Raw genomic sequence first — 21195 nt, 5'->3', positions numbered from 1 at the left:
TTTGCACGTAATTTGCAGAGAATGAGAACGTAATGAATCTGTATGGTGGTGGTCATATGAACGCGTTCCGGGGTGGGGTGTCGAACTCGCACGAGTACCCGAAACGCCAATTCAGGAGATGGATATGAACAAACGCAGAGTGTTGATTTCGTTGCTGGCGAGCGGCGGTTTGCTGGTGAGTGGCGTCTCGAATGCGCAGCTGAATCTCAAACAGTTCGGCATAGGCGGCGGCGACAGTTCCGCGGGCGCTGGGGCGACGGCGTCGTCCGGCGGCGTGTCGCAACTGTTGCAGACCTACGTGGGCGCGAACCAGCAGGTGCTCAGCGGCCAGTCGAGTCTGGCCTCGGCGATGGGGATGAGCAGCGCGGCGGGGCAGGCGCAGCAGGCGGCGGGATTGCTGAGCGGCGGCACGCCCTCAGTGAGTCAATTGACGCAGATGGGCAGCACGCAGCAGTCGCTCTCGCAGACGCTGACCCAGGCCTTCGCTAGCCGCGCGAGCGGTGGTGCGTCGGCCACGCCGATCAACAAGGAGGCTTTCACGGACGGCCTGTCGTCGCTCGGTAAAGGCGTGAGCCAGTATTCGAGCCTGCAGTCGGGGCTCGGCAGTATCGGGCAGATGAATCCGTCGTCGCTGCTGCAGGCCGGCATGAATCCGCAGACGGCGCAGAGCGCGTCATACATCGCGCAATCGGCGCCGGGGCAGTTGCAATCGTTGATGTCGACGCTGAGCTCGGCCGTGCAGTTCGCGTCGAGCCACGGCATCAGCGTGCCGTCGATTGCGACCTCGGCGCTAAAGGGCGGTCAATAAGAAACCGGTTCGGAAATGAACGCCGCCCTCGTTCGGGCGGCGTCGGCCGGCGACTACGAAAACAGGTAAAGGCCGCCACAGCGAGCGGACCACAAAAGCGGCTATGATCGATTTCCAAAACCGCACGGCCGCGCATCACCGATAAGCGTCCTGCGTCCAAAACCATACCGGAACCCTGCCGATGTCTCACACAGTGAATCTGGACAACTATTTCGCCCGCATTGGCTATGAAGGCCCGCGCGCTGCAACGCTGGAAGTCGTTCACGCGCTTCACCGGTTGCATCCGCGCGCGATTCCGTTCGAGAACCTGAACCCGCTCACGCGACGTCCAGTGCAACTGGATCTCGAATCGGTCGAGCGCAAACTCGTCACCGAACACCGCGGCGGCTACTGTTTCGAACAGAACGCGCTATTCGCCAACGTGCTGATGCAATTGGGCTTCGAGGTCACGCCCTTGCTCGGGCGCGTGCTGTGGGGCCGCGAATCGGATGCGCCGCCGCCGCGCACGCATATGGTGCTGCGCCTCGACATCGAGAACGAAGCCTGGATCGCCGACGTGGGTTTCGGCAGCGTGACGCTGACCGCGCCGCTGCGGCTGACCGCGGGCCTCGCGCAGCCCACCGAACTCGGCACGTTCCGTCTCGCCGACGCATCGCGCGACGCGCTTTTTCTCGAAGTGCAGGCGCGCGACGAAAGCTGGGCGCGGGTCTACCGCTTCGATCTGCAACCGGTCGAGTGGATCGATTACGAAACCTCGAACTGGTACACGTCGACCTCGCCGGAAGCGATTTTCGCGAGCACGCTGATCGTGTGCCGCGTGCTGCCCGAAGCGCGGCTCGCGCTGCTCAACGATCAACTGAGCGAACGCGCAGCCGATGGCCGGCTCATCAGCGAGCGGCAACTCAGGAGCGCCGGCGAACTCGCGGCGTGTCTGCGCGATCAGTTCGGCTTGAACACCGGCGAGATCGACATCGCCGAAATATTCGACCGCGTGCGCACGCCGGCGAAAACCGCGTAGCAACGAACCGTCATGGTCGCGCGTCTCATCTTTCAAACGGTGGTCTGGCTGGTGGGCATGGGCGCGCTGCTGTTCGGCGCGGCGGGCACCTTGGCATGGCCGGCCGGGTGGTGGTATGTGATCGAGTTGGGCGTGCTGAGCCTGTGGATCGGTTTGTGGCTGGCGCGCCATGATCCGGGCCTGCTCGCCGAGCGACTGTCGCCATTCGTGCAGGAGCAGCAAAGCCGCTGGGACCGCGTTTTCATGGTGAGCGTCTCGGTGGCGTGGTGCGGCTGGCTCGTCCTGATGGCGTTCGACTCAATGCGCTTTCACTGGACCGCGCCGTTGCCGGTGGCACTGGTCAGCCTCGGCTCGCTCTGCGTGTTCCTCTGCCTCTTCATGTGCCGCTTCGTGTTCCAGGCCAATAGCTATGCCGCGCCGGTCGTGAAGATCCAGGCGAGCCGCGGGCATAAAGTGATCGACACCGGTCTTTACGCGCATGTCCGTCATCCCATGTATTCCGCCGCGCTGCTGCTGTTCGTCGGCACGCCCTTGCTGCTCGGATCGTGGTGGGGACTCGCCTTCGTGCCGGTCATGGTGATCGGCATTGGCTGGCGAGCGGTGCGCGAAGAGCGCGTGCTGGCCGCGCAACTCGACGGTTACACGGACTACATGGCGCGCGTGCGTTATCGCTTCGTGCCGTTCATCTGGTAGGGCGCATCGAACCGCCGTCTCCGTGCGCGTTTGCTCAGCTTGCATCAACCTGTCTAGACAAAACGAATTGCGCTTGCCGGTGCTGCGAAGCACGCCGTGCCTCTTCCGCGCATTAAGAACTCCCCGCAAAGCCACGCCACGCTGCATCGTCTAGGGGCTTACCCGATGATTCCGCCAATTTCTCGCAAATTCTCTTGCGACAGCTTTTTGACTCATGCAGACTTGTCTATACAAATTAAGCGGCGATTAAACATTCGGCTCGACGGTTTCCTCAATCAAAGGAGTTTCGACGTGAAAGTGAAGCGCACGACGGCAGCAAAAGCATTGATCGGCGCCGTTCTCGGCGCCGCGGCGATTTTCGCGGCACCGGTGCAGGCCAAAGACTGGAAGACGGTAACGATCGCGCTCGAAGGCGGCTACGCGCCGTGGAATCTGACCTTGCCGGGCGGCAAGCTGGGCGGCTTCGAACCCGAACTGGTCGCCAACCTGTGCGAGCGCATCAAGCTGCAATGCAATCTCGTGGCGCAAGACTGGGACGGCATGATTCCCGGTTTGCAAGCGGGCAAGTTCGACGTCCTGATGGATGCGATCTCGATCACGCCGGAGCGTGAAAAGATCATCGCCTTCTCGAAGCCGTACGCCGCCACGCCTGCCACGTTCGCCGTGGCCGATGCGAAGGTGTTGCCCAAAGCCGCGCCGGGCGCGGCCGTCGTCAAGCTGTCGGGCGACCCGAAAGCCGACCAGCCGACCGTCGACGCCTTGCGCAAGCAGTTGAAGGGCAAGACCATCGGCATTCAGTCGGGCACGGTCTACACCAAGTTCATCAATGACGGCTTCAAGGACATTGCCACGATCCGCGTCTACAAGACATCGCCCGAACGCGATCTGGATCTGGCCAACGGCCGCATCGACGCCTCGTTCGACGACGTGACGTACTACGCCGCCAACATCGACAAGAAAGAAACCGCGTCGATCGTGATGGCCGGTCCGAAGATCGGCGGCCCGATCTGGGGCCCGGGCGAAGGCCTCGCGTTCCGCAAGCAGGACGCCGACCTGAAGGCGAAGTTCGACACCGCGATCAGCGCCGCGCTCGCCGACGGCACCGTCAAGAAGCTCTCCGACAAGTGGTTCAAGACCGACGTCACGCCTTGATTCGCCTTCACGTTAAGAGGCAACGGCAGGCGCGTGGCGAAAACCAGCGCATGCCGGCCGGTTCGATCCGCCGCATTGGATGAAGATGAGAGGTAGGAAATGGCTCTGATACAGATGCTCGGCTTCGGGCCGGAAGGCTGGGGCGGCGTATTGCTGCTCGCGGCGTTGATGACGGTGGCGCTCACGCTCGCGGCGCTCGCGGTCGGCGCCGTATTCGGCGCGCTGGTGGCGGCCGCCAAGCTGTCGCGTTTTCGTACGCTGCGCGTGGTCGGCGATATCTACACCACCGTGTTTCGCGGCGTGCCTGAACTGCTCGTCATCTACCTGTTCTATTTCGGCGGCTCGACGCTCGTCACGACCGTCGGCCAGTGGTTCGGCGCGGAGGGTTTCGTCGGCGTGCCGCCGTTCGTGGTCGGCGCACTGGCCGTGGGCATGATTTCAGGCGCGTATCAGGCCGAGGTGTACCGCTCGGCGGTGCTGGCGGTGTCGCGCGGCGAACTCGAAGCCGCGCGCTCGATCGGCATGCCGACGCTGACCATGGCGCGGCGCATCCTGATTCCGCAAGTGCTGCGTTTCGCGTTGCCCGGCATCGGCAACGTCTGGCAATTGAGCCTGAAGGATTCGGCGCTGATCTCCGTGACGGGCCTCGCCGAATTGCTGCGCACGAGCCAGGTGGCGGCGGGTTCCACGCATCAGTACTTCACGTTCTTCGTAGTGGGCGGTGCGCTCTATCTGCTCATGACCAGCATCTCGAACCGGGTCTTCAACCGTGCCGAAGCGCACGTGGGCCGGTCCTTCAAGCGCAACTTCGCGCGTAACTGACGAGGGCGGCCATCATGCATTTCGACTTCGACTTTCTGTTCGACACGATCAAGCAACTGCTCGGGGCCGTGCCGACCACGCTCGGCCTGTTCTTCTGCTCGCTGATTCTCGGCGGCCTGCTCTCGCTCGTGATCGTCACGATGCGCGTGTCGCCGCACTGGCTGCCGAATCGCTTCGCGCGCGCTTATATCCTCGTGTTCCGCGGCTCGCCGTTGCTGATCCAGATGTTCCTCGTGTACTACGGCATGGGCCAGTTCGGTGTGATACGCGAGAGCTTCCTGTGGCCGGTGCTGCGCGAGCCCTACATGTGCGCGGTGTTGTCGCTCGCGCTATGCACGGCCGGCTATACCGCCGAGATCATTCGCGGCGGTTTGATGGCCGTGCCGGTCGGTCAGATCGAGGCAGGTTATTCGATTGGCCTGTCGGGCTTCGCGCTGCTGCGCCGCGTGATCGGCCCGATCGCCTTGCGCCAGTGTTTGCCGGCGTATTCGACTGAAGCGGTGCTGCTCGTCAAATCGACGGCGCTGGCGAGTCTCGTCACCGTGTGGGAAGTCACCGGCGTCGCGCAACAGATCATTCAGCAAACCTATCGCACGACGGAAGTCTTCATCTGCGCCGCGCTGATCTATCTGTTCCTGAATTTCGTCATCGTGCGGCTGCTCGGCATGCTCGAAACGCGTCTGTCGCGCCATCTGCGCGCGGCGCGCCCGCAGGCCGCGGCGAACCGCCCGGTTTCCGCCACCACCGAAGCACGCCGCGCCGCGCCCTGAACGGCCGCCCATCCTGGATGAATCTGGAGAATCCCATGAACGCTACGGCACCCGTTGCACTGTCGGTCAAGAACATTCACAAATCGTTCGGCGACCATCACGTGCTCAAAGGCATTTCGCTCGACGCCCATCAAGGCGACGTGATCTCGATTCTCGGCGCGAGCGGCTCGGGCAAGAGCACCTTCCTGCGCTGCCTGAATCTGCTCGAAACGCCCGACGACGGCTCGGTTTCGCTCGCCGGCGAAGAGTTGAAAATGAAGCGCCGCGGCGACGGCAAGCTGCAACCGAGCGACCGCCGCCAGGTGGACCGGGTGCGCTCGCAACTCGGCATGGTGTTCCAGAACTTCAATCTCTGGTCGCATATGACGGTGCTGGAAAATCTGATCGAAGGGCCGATGCGCGTGCAAAAACGCAGCCGCGCCGAGTCGGTGGAAGAGGCGGAAGCGCTGCTCGCGAAAGTCGGTCTCGCGGAAAAACGCGGCCACTATCCGGCGCATCTTTCAGGCGGTCAGCAGCAACGCGTGGCGATTGCGCGCGCATTGGCGATGCATCCGAAAGTGATGCTGTTCGACGAACCGACCTCGGCGCTCGATCCCGAACTGGTGGGCGAAGTGCTGCGCGTGATGCGCTCGCTGGCCGAAGAGGGCCGCACCATGCTGGTCGTCACGCACGAAATGGGTTTCGCGCGCCATGTATCGAATCGCGTGATGTTCCTGCACCAGGGGCAAGTGGAAGCCGACGGCACGCCCGACGAGGTGTTCGTCGAATGCAAGTCGGATCGGTTCCGGCAATTCGTTTCGAGCCATCAGGACCGCACCACCAACTGATCAGCATCACCAGATAACCTACCAAGCAGAGCACTGACATGGCCGTGATCCGTTCCGATCGTCCTCTCGACTGGGCTCAGGTGGCAGCGGTTGCCGCCGGCGAGCCGCTCGAACTTTCCGCCGGCACCCGCGCGCGCATCGCGGCGGCGCGTGTGCTTGTCGAACAGATCGTCGAGCGCGGTATTCGCGCGTATGGCGTGAATACCGGCGTAGGCGCGCTGTGCGACGTGATCGTCTCGCCCTCCGAACAGCGCACGTTGTCGCGCAACATTCTGATGAGCCACGCGGTCGGCGTCGGCGCGCCGCTCGGTGTCGCCGAAACGCGCGCGATCATGGCCGCGGCCGTCAATAACTTCGCGCACGGCCACTCGGGTATTCGCCTCGAAGTCGCGGACCAGCTGGTGGCGCTGCTCAACGCGGATTGCCTGCCGGAAGTGCCGGCGTTCGGCTCGGTCGGTTATCTGAGCCACATGGCGCATATTGCGCTCGTCTGCATCGGCGAGGGCTACGTGCGCTTTCACGGCGAGCGGCTTAAAGGACGCGACGCGCTGCAACGCCTCGGGCTCGAGCCGCTCGTGCTCGAAGCCAAGGAAGGGCTGAGTCTCGTCAACGGCACGCCGTGCGTCACGGGCCTCGCCGCGTTGGCGCTCGCGCGCGCCGAACGCCTGCTCGACTGGACCGATATGGTCGCCTCGATGAGCTTCGAGAATCTGCGCGGCCAGCTCGCGGCTTTCGACGAAGACTCGCTGGCCTTGCGCATCTCGCCGGGGCTGAACCTGGTCGGCGGGCGGATGCGCGCCGCGTTGGCCGACAGCGGCATTCTCGCGGCGGTGGTCGGTCAGCGTACGCAAGACCCGCTGAGCATGCGGACCATTCCGCACGTGCACGGCGCCGCGCGCGACGTGCTCGCCGCGACCGCCGACGTGGTCAATCGCGAGCTCGCCTCGATTACCGATAACCCGATCGTCGCCGGCACGCCGGAAGAGCCGCGCGTGTATTCGCAGGCGCACGCGGTGGGCGCCTCGATCGCGCTGGCAATGGATAGTCTCGCCACCGCGATCGCACAAGTCGCCGCGATGGCCGAGCGGCGCCTCGACCGTCTCGTCAATCCGCTGGTGAGCGGCCTGCCGGCGTTTCTCGCCGAGCCGGGCGGTACCTGTTCCGGTTTCATGATCGCGCAGTACACGGCGGCGTCGCTGGTCGCGCAGAACCGGCGGCTCGCGCTGCCCGCGAGTCTCGACGGCGGCATCACTTCGGCCTTGCAGGAAGATCACCTGTGTCACGCCACGCCCGCCGCGCTGAAGGCGCTGGAAATCATCGACAACGCCGGGCGCATCGTCGCGATCGAATTGCTAGCGGCGGCGCAAGCCTACGACCTGCAAAGTATCGACGCGCCACGCGCACCGCACACCGGAGCGTTGTGGCAGCGCGTGCGCCGCGCCGTGCCGACCTATCGCGACGACCGTCCGCTCGCGGACGACATGAGCGTCGCCTTTCGCATGATCGCCGACGAAGCGCCGCCGCCGTTGCCGAACCCTGGTAACATTGGCCCTCGGCCGGTCAGGTCCGTCGACGGCGCGGAGATGATGGCGCCGGCAACGCTTACGAATCTGGCGGCCGCGGGCCACGTCCGCGCGGCCGCGAGCATCGCCGTCAACGACGGGCAGGCCGCCGCGCACATGGCATGACTCGGACGATGCCGGTGAGCGGGCTTACCCGCCGGCGAGCCGGCCAAGGTGTACCCACCAAGTACAACCCGCGTACCACCCACGAGGTCGGAGTGAACACAACTACAAACGCGCGAATCGCGGAGACGCAGGACCGCCCTGATCGCGGCCAGGAGACACCCGCGAAAGCCCTGCCTGCCTATGAGCAGATCAAACGCTACGTGATCAGGCGCATCAGCGAAGGGGACTGGAAGCCCGGCGGGTTGATCCCGTCCGAAACGGAACTGGTGAAGGAATTTGGCGTAGCGCGCATGACGGTGTCGCGCGCGCTGCGCGAATTGACCACCGAACGCGTGCTCACGCGCGTGCAAGGCTCCGGCACATTCGTCGCGCCACAGCGCTACGAATCGACGGTGCTGGAAATCCGCAACATTGCCGACGAAATCGCCGCGCGTGGTCACCGCCATTCGGCGCGTGTGCTGACGCTCGAACCGAGCGACGACCCGCAGGCGCTCGAAGCGCTCGGTCTCGCCAGCGGGCCGGCGTTTCATTCGTGCATCGTGCACAGCGAGGAGGGCGAGCCGATCCAGTACGAGGACCGCTACGTCAATCCGAAGGTGTTCCCCGATTATCTGGAGCAGGACTTCACGATCGAGACGCCGAATCACTACATGGTGCGGCTCGCGCCGATTCAGCGCGCCGAGTTTCGCATCTATGCGCAGAAGCCCGACGCGTATGTGCGCCGGCATCTGTTGATGGATATCGGCGAGCCGTGCCTGCAACTATGGCGCCGCACGTGGGTGGGCGACGACGTGGCGACGTCGGTGCAGCTGTGGCACCCGGCGTCGCGTTTTCATCTTGCGGGCAACGTCTAACGTAGTACGACGCGTGCCGCGTTTTCAACCCTGGCGTTGCGACAGATCCGGCGAGAAGCGGCAGCCTAGCCGATAACGCGACCCAGGGTGCACGAAACGCGCGAACGTGACCGCCACGCCGCTCGTCCACGTGCGGCGCATCAGCGTGAGGCACGGTTCCTCCGCACGGATTTCGAGCAGTTCGGCTTCGGCGCGCGTGGGCAGGCCGGCGTCGACCACGTGCTCGACGTCGTGCGCCGGCACGATGTCGAACAGATATTCCGACGGCCTCACCGCCGAAAAATCCTGCAGCAGAAAATCCGGCGCGACGGCCGGATTCACAAACCTATCCTCGAGTTGCACCGGCAAGCCGTTCTCGCGATGCACGCAGATCACATGAAATACCGAAGCACCCGGCGCGAGCCCTAACGCGTTCGATACCATCACGGACGCCGTTTCGCGTTGCGACAGGACCGTGTCGCAGCGGTATTCATGGCCCCGCGAGCGGATCTCGTCGCCGATATGGGCGATCATCAGCAGCGTCGATTGCGGCTTGCTTTGCGCGACGAAGGTGCCGACACCTGAGACTCGCGTCACAAGGCCCTCTTCGGCGAGTTCACGCAGCGCGCGGTTGACGGTCATGCGCGACACGCCGAGCGTCGCCACCAGATCGAGTTCGGACGGCAGACGGTCGCCCGCGCGGCGCTCGCCCGATTCGATGACGTGACGGATATGGCTCTTGACCTGTTCGTAGCGCGCGGCCGGCGCGTCGGCCGCGGCGCGTGCGGCTTTCATCGCCGGCGCGGGAAGCGGCTTGTCGTGGGTGCGGCTGCGAACGGTGGAGGACATCGGCGGCCCTTGCGTCAGCGTCCGCGTGAAGCAGGCAGAAACCGGCGCGTGTTCATAGCGGTTGCGCTTCGTCGGGGCCGCGCGTCCAGAACGCGTTGCGGTCGAAGTAGTTTTGCAGGAACTGCCGCAAGCGCGGCTGCCCTGCATCGTGAAAGACATCGCGCGGTTTGCCTTGCACGGCGATCCGGCCTTGATCGATGAACATGACTTTGTCCGCGACCTGCGCGGCAAAGCCCATTTCATGCGTGACCACCGCCATCGTCATGCCGTCGCGCGCGAGCTGCTTCATCACTTGCAGCACTTCGCCGACCAGTTCCGGATCGAGCGCCGAGGTCGGCTCGTCGAACAGCATGATGTGCGGCTCCATGGCGAGCGCGCGCGCAATCGCCACACGTTGTTGCTGGCCGCCCGAAAGCTTGGCCGGATACGCGTCGCCCTTGTGTGCGAGGCCGACCGTTTCGAGCATCGCGTTGGCGCGGCGGCGCGCTTCATCGCGTGATAGATGCCGTACACGCAGCAACGATTCCATCACGTTGCCGAGCGCCGTCATATGCGGCCACAGATTGAACTGCTGAAACACCATGCCGACGTTGCGCCGCACGCGGTTGATTTCGCTTTGCGACGCGCGCACGCGTTTGCCGTTGCGCTCGCTATAGCCGAGCAGTTCGCCTTCGATGCGCACGTCGCCCTGATCGTAGGTTTCGAGCGCGGCGAGGCAGCGCAGCAGCGTGCTTTTGCCCGAGCCCGACGGCCCGATGATGCACACCACTTCCGAGCGCGCGATCTCGAGATCGACACCGCGCAGCACTTCGACTTCACCGAAGCGTTTGCGCAAATCGCGCACTTCGATCAGCGGCTCGCCGGACGATGGTCCGACGGTAGCAGTGGATGCGGAAGAGGGCATGTCGGCGATGGCGTTCATAAGAGGCTCCCGTTTCCGTTCATGCCATGAAGCGCGCGATGCGGGCCTCGGCCCACATGCCCGCGCGCGAAGTCAGTTCAACCAGCGCGAGATAGCACACACACAGCACCAGCAGCGTTTCGACGAAAGCAAAGGTGGCCGAGCCGATGCCGGTCAGCACGAACGTGAGTTCGGGCACGGTGACGATGGACAGCACGGCCGTCTCCTTGCTCAGCACGATAATCAGATTGGTCAGCGCGGGCACGATCAGCACGAGCATTTGCGGCACCTGAATCCGCACGACCGCCTGCCAGCGCGTGAGGCCAAGACACGACGCTGCTTCCAGATGACCCGGCGGCACGGATTGAAAGCCGGAGCGAAAGGCTTCGGCGAAATACGCGCTGCCGTAAAGGCCCAGACCGAGCACGCCGGCGGTCATCGGTTCGAGCGTGAGCCCGAAGGACGGGCCGCCGTAATACAGCAAAAAGAGTTGCACGAGAAACGGCGTGCCGCGAAACAGTTCGATATAGAAGCGCAATATGCCGCGCACCCAGCGTCCGCAAAAGAGTTGCAGCACGGCAATCAGAAAGCCGATCAGGATGCCGATCGCGACGCCCGCGGCCCAGGTGCCGAGCGTCGTGGCGAGGCCCGCGGCGATCGGCTGCAGGTTGTGCGTGATGACGGTGGGATCGAGCTTTTGCATGGCGTGGTGTCGATGTCGAACTCAGGCGTGCTGCAAGCGATATTCGGCGGCGTGCGCGACGAGCGCAAGCGCACCGCAGATCACGAAGTAGATCAGCCCGGCCGCGACGTAGGCTTCGAGCGGCCGATAGGTGCTGGCCGCAATGTTCTGCGCGGTGCGTGTCAACTCGGCCACGCCCACCACCGAGATCAGCGACGAAGCCTTGATCAAAAGCACCATTTCATTGACGAGCGAGGGCAGCGTCAAACGGAACGCTTGCGGCACGAGAATGCGGCGCAGCATGTCGAACGGCGACAGCCCGAGCATGCGCGCGGCTTCGAGATGGCCCGGCGGAACGCTGAGAAAGCCGCCGCGCAATATTTCGGCGATATACGACGCGGAGCACAACGACACCGCGCTGAGCGCCGCCACGATCGGCGACACGTTGATGCCCGCGAACGGCAACAGGTAATACACGAGCAGCAACTGCACCAGCATCGGCACGCCGCGAAAGAAGAACACATAAGCGCCGCCGAACATGCGCGCCGCGCGGTTCGGCGAGAGCCGCGCCGCGCACACGCCGATCGCGACGAAGAACCCGATCAGGAGACCAGTCAGCGAAATGCCGATGGTGGCGAGCGCCGCGTGCAGCAGCAGCGGCAAGCCCTGGAGGAAGACGGTCGTGCTGAACATAAGCGTCGCACTCGCTGGAACGGGGAGGGCGATGCGGCTCGTGGCAAAGGCCGCATCGCGTGCATCAAGACACGTGCAACATCAGTCGATCAATAGTTCGGCGCGGGCATGGTCGTCGGCGCGTCCATTGCGACACCGAACCATTTCTTCTGCAACGCGGCGAGGCGTCCGTCGCTATGCATTTTCACGAGCGCGGCGTTGAAGGCATCGGCGAGCGGCTTGCTGTCCGCGTCTTTACGCAGGCAGTAAGCGAAGTACACCTTTGCGCCGAACGGCGGCTGCACTACGGCGAACGTCTCCGGGCGCTGCTTGGCCACGTACGCGATGTTGGTCATGGAGTTCGCGACCGCCGCGATGCGACCGGCGGCGAGATCGGCGTAAGCCTGATTGTTGTCGACGTATTCGCGGATTTCAGGCGGCTTCGGCAACGTGGCGACATAGGCCTTCAACTGGTCGAGCTGCGCCGAGCCCTTGCCCGCGCCGACCGTTTTGCCCGCGATATCCGACGATTGCTTGACTGACGTATCGTTCGCGCGTTTGAGCAGCGCGTCGGTGGCGTCCGCGATCGGCAGCGTGTACGTGTAGCGCTCCATGCGCGCCTTGGTGACGGTGAGCGGGCCGCCGACCATGTCGAACTTGCCGGCTTCCAGACCCGGCAGCACGCTTGGCCACGGCAAGTCGATAAAGCGCACCTTCACGCCCATTTCCTTGCCGACCTCGGCGAACAGATCTTTGTTGAAACCCGCTTGCTGACCGTTTTCGAGGAAGTCGAAGGGCGCGAACTGCATCTCGGTGCCGACCACCAGTTCGCCGGCTTTCTTCACTTTGGCGAGCTGGTCTTCCGCGTGGGCGGTGACGCTTGCCGCGCACAACGCCAGCATGACCAAACGACACTTCCAGCCTGCAAGGATGCTCATGGGATTCTCCGGTTGGCAAAGCGGTGTCGCGCGAAAATGGTGCACGAAACGAGTCCTTTCGGATTCGGCGCGAGTCATGCGAGGCAGTATATACCGCAGTTTTCGCGCGAAATAAATAAACGCGCGAGTAGAGAAAAGCCCTTATACGAAGCGCTGCAAAGCAACTTGCGGGTACGCTTTTGGCGGTATATACAACTGCAATGCATGAGGCGGGAACGCGTCTTCCAGCAGACGATTCGAGCGCCACTTTCATCAGCCGATTCATTCGGACCTTCAGGAGCAGCACGATGCCCGTGACCCGCATTCCGATCATCGATCTCGCCGGCGTGCGCGCGGGCGATCCGCAGGCTTTGCAGCGCGTGGCGCGGGAAATCCGTGAAGCGTGCACGACGATCGGCTTCTTCTACATCATCAATCACGGCGTGCCGCAGGGCTCGATCGATGCCGCCGCGCAGGCCGCGCGCAACTTCTTCGCGTTTCCGGTGGAGACCAAGCGGCGCGCGGCGGTCAATCAGCGGCACCGCGGCTTCAACGCGCTCGGCGACGCGACCATGTACCAGGCCAAGCGTCCCGACTACAAGGAGTTTTTCAGCATCGGCCTCGAGCTGCCGGAGGACGACCCCGACGTGCTGGCCGGCCAGGCGTTGCGCGGACCGAACAATTGGCCGGACTTCATGCCGGAGTTGCGTCCTGCGCTGTATGGCTACTACGAGGCGGTCGCCGCATGCGGCGCCGATCTGCTGCGCGCGGTGTCGGTGAGCCTCGGCGTCGATGAGCAATTCTTCGCGCCGCGTTATACGAAACGGATGCAGCGCACGCAGATGGTCTACTATCCGCCGCAGCCGCCCCAATCGGACGAAGATCAGTTCGGCGTCGCGCCGCATACGGACTACGGCTGCATCACCCTGCTGTGGCAGGATCAGGTGGGCGGCCTGCAGGTGCGCGAAATCGCCAACGATACGTGGGTGGATGCACCGCCGGTCGACGGCAGCTTCGTGGTCAATGTCGGCGATCTGCTGGCGCGCTGGACCAATGACCGCTTCCGCTCCACCTTGCACCGTGTGATCAACACATCGGGACGCGAGCGTTATTCGATCGCGACGTTTTATGATCCGACGTACGGCGCGCTGGTCGATCCGCGCGATCTCGGCACGAGTAACGCCGATCTCAAGTATCAGCCGGTCGCCGCGGGCGACTATATTCTCGGGCGTATCAACGACTCGATGGGCTATCGGAAGAAACACGCCGTTGAAGGCGCGCAAGGAACCACTGCATGACAGACAACAGAACGGCGAATCACGCAGCGCCGCTTTCCGCGACACTCGACGCGCTGCGCGCCGCGCTCGGTGAAGACAGCGTACGCGTGGGCGAGCAGATCGGCGAACGCGCCATGACCGACTGGACGCGTCACGAACCGACGCGACCCGCCGCCTTGCTGCTGCCGCGCACCACGGAGCAGGTGTCGCGGGCGCTCGCTATTTGCCACGCGGCTCATCAGCCGGTGGTGCCGCAGGGCGGCATGACCGGCCTCGCGGGCGGCGCGATCGCGCGCGCCACGGATATTGCGTTGTCGCTCGAACGGCTGGACGGTGTCGAAGAAGTGGATGCCGCGTCGGCCACGCTGACCGTGCGCGCCGGCACCACGTTGCAAGCCGCGCAGGAAGCCGCGGCTGAAGCCGGCTTCGACCTTGCGCTCGATCTCGGCGCGCGCGGTTCCTGCCAGATCGGCGGCAATATCGCGACCAACGCGGGCGGCAACCGGGTGATTCAGTCGGGCACCGCGCGCGACCAGGTGCTCGGTCTCGAGGTCGTGCTGGCCAATGGCGACGTGCTCACGTCGCTCGGCAAGATGGTGAAGAACAATACCGGCTATGACCTGAAGCACTGGTTCATCGGCTCGGAGGGCACGCTCGGCGTGATCACGCGCGCGGTATTGCGACTGCATCCGCAGCGTGCCGCGCGCCATACGGCGCTGGTCGCGCTCGACGGCTACGACGCCGCCGTGAATCTGCTGCGCCGTTTGTCGACGCGCTTTGGCAACGATATCGGCGCGTTCGAAATCATGTGGCCGGACTTCTACGACTTCGGCGTGAAGCTGACCGGCACGCGCTCGCCATTCGATGACGCGCATCCGCTCTATGCGCTGATCGAACACGCCAGCTTCGATTCGGCCGACGACGGCGAGCGTTTCTCCGCCGCGCTGACCGAAGCGCTCGACGCGGGCGCGATCCGCGACGCGGTGATCGCGCAGTCGGTGGCCGACGTGCGCGCGCTATGGGCGATTCGCGAATGCACCGCGGAGTTTCCGGTGCGGCTCGACGCGATCAACTTCGACGTGAGCCTGCCGATCGGCGAGATCGGCGTCTTCGTGGACCGCTGTCGCGCGGCACTCGACCAGCGCTGGCCGGGCAACGCGTCGTATTTCTTCGGGCATATCGGCGACTCGAATCTGCATGTCACGGTGGACGGTCATTCGATTCCCGGCGTCGATCATCACGCGGTGTACGCGTTTGTCTACGACATGCTCGGGCCGTTACATGGTTCGGTGTCGGCGGAGCATGGCATTGGTTTGCTCAAGCGCGAGTTCTTGCCGATCTCGCGCTCGCCGGCGGAGCTGGCGGCAATGGCGGCGATCAAACATGCGCTCGACCCGCACGGCATTCTGAATCCGGGCAAGCTGTTTTGACCGCGCTACGCCGCCACCAGCTTCAATGCGTGGCGACGGAATCCAGCCCGGTCGATTTGACAGCAGCTTGAGCGTCGGGAGAGGCGAGGTAGTCGAGCAGCGCTTTCGCTTCTTTCGGATGCTGTGCACCGACCGGAATCCCCGCGGCGTAGCGCGTGACCGATTGCACCGACTCCGGAATCTTCCCGACGAAGCTGGCGCCCGCGACCGGCAGCAATTCGCTGACCTGCTGGAATCCCACTTCGTAATCACCGTTGGCAACGACCGACGCAACCGGAATCTTCGGCACCATCTTCGCCTTGGCGTTCACCTGATCTTCGATGCCGAGCCGCTTGAAAAGCTCGCGCTCGATATAGACGCCGCTGGCGCTGTCCGAGTAAGCGATGGATCTCGCATGCAGCAAGGTCTCTTTCAGCGCATCGACCGAACCGATGGCCGGCTTCGGCGCACCGTCGCGCACGGCCATGCCGATGCGCGAGTCCGCCAGCTCGACGCGCGAGCCGGGCATCACTTTGCCTTGCTTGATGAGATCGTCGAGCGCGTAGCCGACCATGATGACCACGTCCGCGTGTTCGCCGTGTTCGAGGCGGTTCGGAATGGCTTCCGGCGATTGGCCCATCGACGGCCCGAGTATCGTGTCGAGCGTATTGCCCGTCGACGCCGAGAACTTGGGACCGAGCAGTTTATAGGCGGCGGTGAAGCCACCCGAACTCATGACATGAAGCTCCGCCGCCTGCACCTGCGAGGCGGCAACCGCGTTGCCCAGCAAGCCGGCAGTCAATACGGACAGAAGGAATGTTTTCATTGGCGTAAGCATGAAGGTCTAAGGTGCACGATAGCGTTGCAGGGTATAGACCATACATGAACGGCCGCCAAACGAGAACCCGCCGGATGTTGTTGAAACCCGGCGTGTGAGCGAGACGTAAGGAAGGCGCGCTTGGCTCGCGCGCGCCTTTCAGATACCGCCTACGCGCTACCTCAATGCGCGTCCAGATACTTCACGATCACCGGATAGACATCCACCGCGGCATTCTTCCCGAAGATGCAGTCGATGTGTCCATAGCCGGGAATAATGGTCCGCTCGTAAGGCTGCTCGGGGAAATGCTTGACCAGCATCTCATACGTGAGCTGCGTGCTGACCGGCAGATAGGTTTCGTTTTTATCACCGTGGATGAACCCGATCGGCAGGCGCATGCCTTCCAGTCCTTTCATGCCATCGGTGCCGGTGAGATAGACGTCCTTGCCTTCGGCATCGACCACCTTGTGTGCTCTCACCATCGCGGCCAGATGCTTGAATACGCCGACGTCGTGCACGCCGAGTATTTCCTGCAGATTCGCATGCAGCGTCTGGTTCAACTGCTCGTGTTCGTAGAGCAGGCCGTACAGGAAGGTCGCGCGATGGCAGATCGGATTGCCGCAACCCTCTTTGTGATTGAGCGGGTAGAACTTGAGCGCTTCATCGAGCAGGTTCTGCGGCCATGACTTGTGTTCCGTATAGGCGGTCACGTCGAGTACGCCGAGATGTTGCATGATGTCGGGAATATGCAGGCCGGCCTTGATCTTCTCCAGCGTGCCGGGCACCGGATGCGCCGACACCTGCGAGATGACCACCGAGCGCACGCCTTCGAGTCCGTACAGCAGCGACATGCTCAGCGCCACGCCACCCATGCAGTGGCCGAGCACCTGAAGCTCCGGCACTCCGGTCAATTCGCGGATCTTGGCGACCGCCGACGGAATGTCCTCGCGCGCCACCTTGTCGACGTTGGTCGGCACGAACACGCTCGGCATTTCGATGCTGACGCGCAGATCCACGAGCCACACGTCGTAGCCGGCGGCGAAAAGATACTCGACCATGTTGGTCGCGATTAGGTCGGTGGAGTAGATGCGGCTCGATACGCCCGAGCCGTGAATCAGCAGCACCGGACGCGCCGCTTTGCGCGCGGGGTCGTGATAGCGCGTGAGCCTGAGCTTCGTGCCATCGGGCGTGTCGAAGAAAACGATTTGCGGCGCCGGCGCACGCAACGCGCGCTTCAGACGCGGCTCCGCTTTCGGGTCGAAATACTGCAAGGGCGCGGCCACGCCACCGTATTCGGTGAACAGCACGCCCGCGAAAAACTTGCCGAACTTCAGGGTCCATTCGAGACGTGTCTTGAGATCGGGCGCGTGGGTGACTTCGAGCGTGCGTTGCTGCTTGAGGAAATTCTCTGGCGTGATGATTAGCGTCGCCTTGCCGAGCAGCGGCGCACCGGCTTGCGCCGACTCGCGAACCTCCGCGTAGAGTGTGTTGGTCTGCTCCCACAGATTGATCGGCGAAGTGCGCGTGATGATCTTCTTGCCGCTCAGGAAGTACGTCTTGCCTTCAGTGGTGTTGAGCGTCATGCGGTAGTTCATGTTGCGCTCGTCGACCTCCGACTCGTTGACCACGAACAGATTGAAGGTGCCGTCGGAGATCGTCATGGGCTGCGCGGAGAGCGCGGGGCAGGTCAGCGTGCCGGCCGTTTGCGCCAGATGCTGCGGATTGCTGAGCATGTCGGCGAGATCTTCCGATTCGACGGTCAGCGTGAACTCCATCGGGCTCGTGGCCGCTTCGCCCGCCACGATCGGCGTGTAGGTGCCGACCATCGTTTCGGTGAAGTGCAGGCCGATCTTCTGCGGCGAGGACGGCGTCAAGGACGACGACGCGGCCTGCGGCGTCGGCGCGGGCGGCAAGCTCGGCGTGGCGGGCGCGCCCTCGGCCGGCGCGGCGTTCAGCGGATGCGTGGCCAGCAGCAGTTCGCAATTACGTTCGGCCAACGCGGAAATCGTCAGGAGCGGATTGACGCCGAGCGACATCGGCATGACGGCGCCGTCCATCACGTACAGGCCGTCGTGCACCGCGTTGCCCGTGGCGCCGCTGAACACGCGGCCCATGTGGTCGACCACGCCGTGCCCGGCGTCCTCGCCCATGCCGCAGCCGCCGAGCGGATGCACGGTGACGGTGCGGTTGCCGAGAATATCGGTGGAAATGGGATTGCGCATGTATTTGCCGCCGAGCGGCACGGTCGCCTGCTTGAGCACTTCTTCGACCGCCAGGAAGATCGGCTGCTTGCCGGCGTTCTCCCACACAATGCGCGGCTGGCCTTTGTCGTCCACGTCGATCTCGCCGTTTTCGTCGTCATGCGCCATGACGAGGTAGCTTTGCGTGTGATGGAGCGCGCCGTGATACGGGCCGCGCAGAAAGCTGGTGGCCACGCGGGCGTCGTAAGCGAGCTGTTCGGCGACGGAGCGCGGCGCGACATCCACGCCTTCGAGCGGCGCGGCGGCGCCGAGCAGGCCGACCAGCGCCGCGCCCACCGGGCCGGCGAGCGAGCCTTCTTCGATCACATAGCCGTCTCTGACGTTGGGGGTGCCGCGATGGTCGATGAGGCCGGTAATGGTCGGCCCGACCGGAGGAATCTCGCCCTTTTCGTGCGCGCCCCAGCCGACGCCGTTGATCACCGGCTCGGTGTTGTAGGCGAAGGCGAGCACGTCGCCATTGCCGGTGAAGTGCTTGCCGAGCATGCCGGAGACGCTCAGCCCCTGCTTGCGCGAGCGTAACAGCAACGCGGTCGAGCCGATCGTGCCGGCCGACACGATGACGATATCGGCGCTCACGAACAGATCGGGCGCGCCGAAGCTTTCGCGCCCGAGGCTCACCAGCTGGTATCCCACGATCCATTTCCCGGTGGCCGCGTCGCGCAGCACCGAATGGACGGCGGTACCGGTGAAAATCTGCGCGCCGTGGGCGACGGCGTCGGGCAGATAGTTCATGTGTGTCGAATTCTTCGCGTCGTAATTGCAGCCGGAATTGCAGTCGCCGCAGCCGACGCAAGCCTTCTGCTCGACGCCCGCGGCATTCGTGCGGTCCTGGAAGGTGACGGTGATGTCCGGGCGCGAGAACTCGGCTTTCATACCGAGCGCCTGCGCCGACAGTTCGAGCGCCTGCAGTTTCGGCAGTGTCGGATAGCTGTCGGGCACCGGCGACGGTTGCAGCATCTCACGGGCGAGCGCATAGCCTTTGTCGCGGCCCGCCTTGTCGGCGCGCAACGCGGCCGGCCAGCGTGGGTCATCCCACAGGCGCGGGTCGGCTTCGAGCGCGACGTTTGCGTTGATCAGCGAGGTGCCGCCGAGACCGCAGCCGACTACCGCGTTCACATCGTCGTTCACATGCACTTCGAGCAATGCCAGCGGTGAGCCGATATGTGCCAGCGCCGTGTTGTATTGCACCTCCTCGGTGCCCTGAAACGGCGTGCGGGGAAATTCCCCGGCCATGAATTCGCGCCCGCGTTCGAGCACGCACACCCGGCGCCCGGCGCGCGCCATGCGGGACGCGGCAATCGCGCCGCCGTAGCCGGAACCCACCACAACCACGTCGTAGTGCGATTGGATTGCAGTTACGACGCTCGATAAGCGGTTCATCACGACCACCTCGTCTGGAATGGAATGCGGGGAGAGACAACCGGGACTTCGGAAGCAAGACGGCGTGCGGCGACGGCTTTTTTATCCTAGGCGGTGCGCGCGCACAAAAAAAGGCGCATCGTATGTGGCGCGCGGGCCTGCTGTGCCGCGTGCGCGGCGTCGCGAGGCGGCGCGAGCGGCGGGCGCTGGCCCGGCCACGTGCTATTACGCGGCCGCTTCATTCATTTCGCTGTCGCTCGATTCGGCGGCGAGCAGGTTCAGCGCGAGCAGAATCGCCGGGCGATTGTCGACGTCGATCTCGATGCCGAGCACGTCCGTGAGCCAGCGGCCGATCTTGGTATTGGAAAAATCTTCGGCGCCGGCCGTCTTCTTCATGGTGACGCCGAGCTTGACGGCGCGATAGTGATACGAGGGCACACGATGCTGCGCTGCGACTGCCGACAGACCGCCTTTACCTTCCGAGCACCAGCCGAGGCTGCCGGCCAGCACGATCCGCTCCGGTTCGTCGAGGCTTTCGATAAAGGCGCGCGCCGAGCACCGTACGCGCTGTTCGTCGAGGCCGTATTGCAGCAGCACGCTTTCCACCGGATCTTCCAGCGCTTGCGCGTGCAGATCGATTTCCTGCGCCATGCCGTCGTTTTCCATGGATACGTTGCGCTGGTGGCCGGCGCTGCGCAGGCAGTCGATCAGGTAGCGGCGGAAATACGCGCACAATGCGTAGCCGTTGGACGGCGCGCTGTCGGCACAGGCATGGGTTTCCGTATGGCCGGGCGCGAGGCGCAGCACTTTCGCGTAGATGAACTGGGCGACCAGTTCTTCCTTGTCCTCGCCGAGCGCCTGCAGCTCGAGCGGGTGATAGGTCCGCAAGGCCCGCTTGACCAGTTCGACCATCGACACCATTTCGTCGCCGGACAACCGGGTACGCCGGCGCCACAAATCCGGCAGGATCGCATCGTCGAGATTGCGGACGAACTCGTGGCTCGGAACTGCGCCCATGAAAACCTCCATAAGGGGAAAGGCCAAGGAGCGCGGTGAGCCTGAACTGCAGGCGGGATGTGGATGTTGAAGCGGTGAGGCCGCGCTGGAATGTGAAGCCAGTATGGTTTCCAACGGCGGCTTCGCCTATATGGATTAAGTGGTAGCTGATGGGTAAACTGCCGGGTAAACCATCCGACAAAGTGCATCTTATTCGTCTGAAGAGAAACGGATGCATTGGACCATTGCATCGCACTGCGGCTACGCAGTTGCATCGCAGACGTAGAGCCACGCCGTATCCGAAGTGTCCGATGCGGTTCACGCCGCTTGCGTCGCCGCGCTTCCGATCCACATAACCGAATTTGCCGTGCAATGCGCGGTGCATGGGACCGGAGTAAGTGCTCTGCATGGGATCGGAGTAACGCGCTAACACGCGAACTCCGA

19 protein-coding genes are annotated in these 21195 nt (G+C 63.9%); 11 read left to right on the top strand and 8 right to left on the bottom strand.

What is annotated here, in order from left to right:
• The first annotated feature begins 124 nt into the window (after positions 1-124).
• From P0D73_RS24605 to hutC (P0D73_RS24565), 9 genes are all read left to right on the top strand, one after another.
• Positions 125-808, top strand: a complete 684-nt coding sequence (locus tag P0D73_RS24605) for a hypothetical protein (protein ID WP_408178451.1) — start codon at positions 125-127, stop codon at positions 806-808.
• Positions 809-989: 181 nt separating this feature from the next.
• On the top strand, positions 990-1826 hold the full coding sequence (locus P0D73_RS24600) for an arylamine N-acetyltransferase family protein (protein WP_408433123.1): 837 nt from the start codon (positions 990-992) through the stop codon (positions 1824-1826).
• A gap of 12 nt (positions 1827-1838) precedes the next feature.
• Positions 1839-2519 (top strand): methyltransferase family protein, encoded by a 681-nt coding sequence (locus tag P0D73_RS24595; RefSeq protein WP_408286083.1) that lies wholly within the window; start codon positions 1839-1841, stop codon positions 2517-2519.
• 291 nt (positions 2520-2810) lie between these two features.
• Positions 2811-3671, top strand: a complete 861-nt coding sequence (locus P0D73_RS24590; RefSeq protein WP_408286081.1) for a transporter substrate-binding domain-containing protein — start codon at positions 2811-2813, stop codon at positions 3669-3671.
• 99 nt (positions 3672-3770) lie between these two features.
• On the top strand, positions 3771-4493 hold the full coding sequence (locus P0D73_RS24585; protein WP_132382791.1) for an ABC transporter permease: 723 nt from the start codon (positions 3771-3773) through the stop codon (positions 4491-4493).
• A 14-nt stretch (positions 4494-4507) separates the two neighbouring features.
• Positions 4508-5263 (top strand): ABC transporter permease, encoded by a 756-nt coding sequence (locus tag P0D73_RS24580; protein WP_106280534.1) that lies wholly within the window; start codon positions 4508-4510, stop codon positions 5261-5263.
• Positions 5264-5298: 35 nt separating this feature from the next.
• Complete coding sequence (locus P0D73_RS24575) at positions 5299-6090, top strand: ABC transporter ATP-binding protein (RefSeq protein WP_012426714.1); 792 nt, start codon at positions 5299-5301, stop codon at positions 6088-6090.
• Between the two features lie 38 nt (positions 6091-6128).
• Entirely contained in the window at positions 6129-7778 is a 1650-nt protein-coding gene (locus tag P0D73_RS24570) for an HAL/PAL/TAL family ammonia-lyase (RefSeq protein WP_408178447.1), read from the top strand.
• A gap of 92 nt (positions 7779-7870) precedes the next feature.
• Positions 7871-8632 (top strand): histidine utilization transcriptional repressor HutC, encoded by a 762-nt coding sequence (gene hutC / locus P0D73_RS24565; RefSeq protein WP_408433122.1) that lies wholly within the window; start codon positions 7871-7873, stop codon positions 8630-8632.
• 24 nt (positions 8633-8656) lie between these two features.
• On the opposite strand, the gene hutC (P0D73_RS24560) is transcribed toward hutC (P0D73_RS24565), so the two are convergent.
• From hutC (P0D73_RS24560) to P0D73_RS24540, 5 genes are all read right to left on the bottom strand, one after another.
• On the bottom strand, positions 8657-9460 hold the full coding sequence (gene hutC, locus P0D73_RS24560; protein WP_408433120.1) for a histidine utilization transcriptional repressor HutC: 804 nt from the start codon (positions 9458-9460) through the stop codon (positions 8657-8659).
• Positions 9461-9512: 52 nt separating this feature from the next.
• Positions 9513-10382 (bottom strand): amino acid ABC transporter ATP-binding protein, encoded by an 870-nt coding sequence (locus P0D73_RS24555; RefSeq protein ID WP_408178444.1) that lies wholly within the window; start codon positions 10380-10382, stop codon positions 9513-9515.
• 19 nt (positions 10383-10401) lie between these two features.
• The gene (locus P0D73_RS24550) at positions 10402-11064 is read right to left on the bottom strand and encodes an amino acid ABC transporter permease (RefSeq protein WP_132382801.1); all 663 of its coding nucleotides are present in this window, start codon (positions 11062-11064) and stop codon (positions 10402-10404) included.
• 21 nt (positions 11065-11085) lie between these two features.
• Positions 11086-11736, bottom strand: coding sequence for an amino acid ABC transporter permease (locus P0D73_RS24545; RefSeq protein ID WP_106280544.1), 651 nt, complete (start codon positions 11734-11736; stop codon positions 11086-11088).
• A gap of 89 nt (positions 11737-11825) precedes the next feature.
• Positions 11826-12653, bottom strand: coding sequence for a transporter substrate-binding domain-containing protein (locus tag P0D73_RS24540; protein ID WP_132382805.1), 828 nt, complete (start codon positions 12651-12653; stop codon positions 11826-11828).
• A 287-nt stretch (positions 12654-12940) separates the two neighbouring features.
• Here P0D73_RS24540 and P0D73_RS24535 point away from each other — a divergent pair, with 287 nt between their 5' ends.
• A complete protein-coding gene (locus tag P0D73_RS24535) occupies positions 12941-13930 on the top strand; it encodes an isopenicillin N synthase family dioxygenase (protein WP_408433118.1) in 990 nt (329 codons plus the stop codon).
• Positions 13927-15339, top strand: coding sequence for an FAD-binding oxidoreductase (locus P0D73_RS24530; protein ID WP_408178442.1), 1413 nt, complete (start codon positions 13927-13929; stop codon positions 15337-15339). The genes P0D73_RS24535 and P0D73_RS24530 overlap by 4 nt, the downstream gene beginning before the upstream one ends.
• Before the next feature lie 22 nt (positions 15340-15361).
• Here P0D73_RS24530 and P0D73_RS24525 read toward each other — a convergent pair whose 3' ends face one another.
• The 3 genes from P0D73_RS24525 to P0D73_RS24515 all read right to left on the bottom strand — a co-directional run bounded on the left by P0D73_RS24525 (position 15362) and on the right by P0D73_RS24515 (position 20772).
• Positions 15362-16144: a substrate-binding domain-containing protein gene (locus P0D73_RS24525; protein ID WP_408433115.1), complete on the bottom strand. Its 783-nt coding sequence runs from the start codon at positions 16142-16144 to the stop codon at positions 15362-15364.
• A gap of 173 nt (positions 16145-16317) precedes the next feature.
• The gene (locus P0D73_RS24520; protein ID WP_408433114.1) at positions 16318-19776 is read right to left on the bottom strand and encodes an alpha/beta fold hydrolase; all 3459 of its coding nucleotides are present in this window, start codon (positions 19774-19776) and stop codon (positions 16318-16320) included.
• 204 nt (positions 19777-19980) lie between these two features.
• Positions 19981-20772 (bottom strand): hypothetical protein, encoded by a 792-nt coding sequence (locus tag P0D73_RS24515; protein ID WP_408252325.1) that lies wholly within the window; start codon positions 20770-20772, stop codon positions 19981-19983.
• Positions 20773-21195 lie beyond the last annotated feature (423 nt).

Origin of the sequence: Paraburkholderia sp. RL18-101-BIB-B (genome assembly GCF_046026985.1) — a bacterium.
Taxonomy (GTDB): Bacteria; Pseudomonadota; Gammaproteobacteria; order Burkholderiales; family Burkholderiaceae; genus Paraburkholderia.
This window is presented reverse-complemented; position numbering and strand designations above follow the sequence as displayed.

Excerpts from the sequence above, each read along its gene's own strand:
- P0D73_RS24555 (WP_408178444.1), bottom strand. The coding sequence starts at position 10,382 with ATGAACGCCATCGCCGACATGCCCTCTTCCGCATCCACTGCTACCGTC.
- P0D73_RS24595 (WP_408286083.1), top strand. The coding sequence starts at position 1,839 with ATGGTCGCGCGTCTCATCTTTCAAACGGTGGTCTGGCTGGTGGGCATG.
- P0D73_RS24545 (WP_106280544.1), bottom strand. The coding sequence starts at position 11,736 with ATGTTCAGCACGACCGTCTTCCTCCAGGGCTTGCCGCTGCTGCTGCAC.
- P0D73_RS24535 (WP_408433118.1), top strand. The coding sequence starts at position 12,941 with ATGCCCGTGACCCGCATTCCGATCATCGATCTCGCCGGCGTGCGCGCG.
- P0D73_RS24515 (WP_408252325.1), bottom strand. The coding sequence starts at position 20,772 with ATGGGCGCAGTTCCGAGCCACGAGTTCGTCCGCAATCTCGACGATGCG.
- P0D73_RS24570 (WP_408178447.1), top strand. The coding sequence starts at position 6,129 with ATGGCCGTGATCCGTTCCGATCGTCCTCTCGACTGGGCTCAGGTGGCA.
- P0D73_RS24550 (WP_132382801.1), bottom strand. The coding sequence starts at position 11,064 with ATGCAAAAGCTCGATCCCACCGTCATCACGCACAACCTGCAGCCGATC.
- P0D73_RS24605 (WP_408178451.1), top strand. The coding sequence starts at position 125 with ATGAACAAACGCAGAGTGTTGATTTCGTTGCTGGCGAGCGGCGGTTTG.
- P0D73_RS24585 (WP_132382791.1), top strand. The coding sequence starts at position 3,771 with ATGGCTCTGATACAGATGCTCGGCTTCGGGCCGGAAGGCTGGGGCGGC.
- P0D73_RS24525 (WP_408433115.1), bottom strand. The coding sequence starts at position 16,144 with ATGAAAACATTCCTTCTGTCCGTATTGACTGCCGGCTTGCTGGGCAAC.
- P0D73_RS24575 (WP_012426714.1), top strand. The coding sequence starts at position 5,299 with ATGAACGCTACGGCACCCGTTGCACTGTCGGTCAAGAACATTCACAAA.
- P0D73_RS24520 (WP_408433114.1), bottom strand. The coding sequence starts at position 19,776 with ATGAACCGCTTATCGAGCGTCGTAACTGCAATCCAATCGCACTACGAC.
- P0D73_RS24580 (WP_106280534.1), top strand. The coding sequence starts at position 4,508 with ATGCATTTCGACTTCGACTTTCTGTTCGACACGATCAAGCAACTGCTC.
- P0D73_RS24540 (WP_132382805.1), bottom strand. The coding sequence starts at position 12,653 with ATGAGCATCCTTGCAGGCTGGAAGTGTCGTTTGGTCATGCTGGCGTTG.
- P0D73_RS24530 (WP_408178442.1), top strand. The coding sequence starts at position 13,927 with ATGACAGACAACAGAACGGCGAATCACGCAGCGCCGCTTTCCGCGACA.
- hutC (WP_408433120.1), bottom strand. The coding sequence starts at position 9,460 with ATGTCCTCCACCGTTCGCAGCCGCACCCACGACAAGCCGCTTCCCGCG.
- P0D73_RS24600 (WP_408433123.1), top strand. The coding sequence starts at position 990 with ATGTCTCACACAGTGAATCTGGACAACTATTTCGCCCGCATTGGCTAT.